2 protein-coding genes are annotated in these 1,718 nt (G+C 34.5%); both read right to left on the bottom strand.

Annotated features, from left to right (window positions below):
- On the bottom strand, positions 1–369 hold a 369-nt coding region (locus tag AC1DND_RS27275; RefSeq protein WP_477585913.1), incomplete at its 3' end, for a carboxypeptidase-like regulatory domain-containing protein.
- A 13-nt stretch (positions 370–382) separates the two neighbouring features.
- The gene (locus tag AC1DND_RS27270; RefSeq protein WP_477585911.1) at positions 383–1,645 is read right to left on the bottom strand and encodes a 6-bladed beta-propeller; all 1,263 of its coding nucleotides are present in this window, start codon (positions 1,643–1,645) and stop codon (positions 383–385) included.
- Positions 1,646–1,718: the final 73 nt, after the last annotated feature.

Here is a 1,718-nt window from a genome sequence, read left to right as displayed (position 1 = left end):
CTGTAAATTGTTGTCTTTTATAGCGATAATTAATGTTTTTAAATCCAGTGCAGTTTTTCCGTCTATAATCGTGAAATTTTTGCGGAGTAACTGGTAGCCAACATGGCTTATTTCCACATACATTTTAGCATTTAATGGTAAATTTTTGAAGTTAAACTCACCATAGTTATTGCTCAGTTGATAGCTGACTAAAGTACTATCGCCTTTAAATAAAGATACTGTTGCCGATTTTAAATTGTAGTTGTGTGTAGTATCTCTAATAACGCCCTTTACTGCACCAATTTGAGTAGGATTAGCTTGCTGGGCTTTTGAATTGTAAGAACTGAATAATACTAAAAATACGATGAGGTAGCGTAAGATATGGCGCATTTAGATGGGGAAATTAATTTTGTTTAGGTTTAAGTTTAATAATAATGGGGTTACTCTTTTTATTTTGGGTTTTAAAGTAAGCTTCTAAATTGGGCGGGTATTTTGTTGTTTTACCCTCGCTTTGCTCTTTAAAAGTAAACATGGCTAAAGACGAATAATTGGTATATAAATAACCATTTTCGTACATATGAAAGCCACGATTTTTAAAATCATAAAAATCACCACTGGCATCGGTAACGGGTAAAAAAGAGGAAAGCGAATCGGGTTCCAGATCTTGTATAGAGGTTAGCTCAGTGGTTTTTAGGTTGTAAATAATCGCTTTTTTAACGCTTGGATCCCAGCCAAAATTGTTCATTTGGAGGTAAAGATTATCACCTACTAAATAAGGCTTACTTAAATCGTAAAAAACCTTTGGATTGTTTCTGAAATACTCCAATCTCTTTTTAACGTAAATGGGATTGGTTTTGAAATCAGTAGGAAAGGAATTTACTGCAGGAAGTATGATATGGTAAGCAAGCGAAAGTTTAGTGGTACTGGCCTTGAAGATATCGTATGAATAGTAGGTTAAAAAAAACAATTCATTTTCTGAGCCATATTGATATAACGATGAACCCGAACCTATAAATTCATCTGTTTCGTACCTTTTTGGGCTATAGGGGAAATAACCAATTGAATCTTTACCCTTGTTAATTATTCCCACTTCATAATAAGTACTATCCTTCCCCGTTTTTATGATAAAATCGGGTCTTACCAGAGTAGTTTGATTGGCCAGTTTGATGTCGCGGTTATTGCCCTGTTTATTATGCTCTTTGAGTGGTATCTTTTTGATCTGCCTGCCATTTAGATCGAAGTAAAAGGCATTGGGACGTGCGGAAATAACTATAAATTCGACATTATTCTCCTTTCTAGTGGTAAAGCCATAAAAAACTGTCTTGTCTTTGTTGCTTTTATCTTCTTGTTCTATTTTACTAGCGTTAATTTTTGAGCGAAACTTGCCATCTCTAGTAAAAATCAAGATTGCCTTGGTATCGTAATCAAAAATTACATAATTATCGTCTACGATTTTTAGCTGGCTAATATTTCCAAAAAGGCTCTCTTTTGTAGTTTCGAGGGGAATAAATTCTACTTCGCTAAAAACCTGAGAAACAGCCGCGCCGCGCGCAGTTTGAGGGTCGATACGCAATGTAGCCATTTCAGCGCTATCTATTTTACCTGTTTGTGCAAATGTTGCCGTACAGAAAAACAAATAACCTAAAATAAAAAAGAGCATTTTCATTTGTGTTGGTTAAGATGTTAATATTAGTTTGGATATTAACAGATCGATTTGAACTATGCTACTCCATTAATAG

The organism is Pedobacter sp. 01N416 (assembly GCF_056399685.1).
The sequence above is the reverse complement of the archived record's forward strand: the minus strand, read 5'-3'. Positions and strand labels throughout refer to the sequence as shown.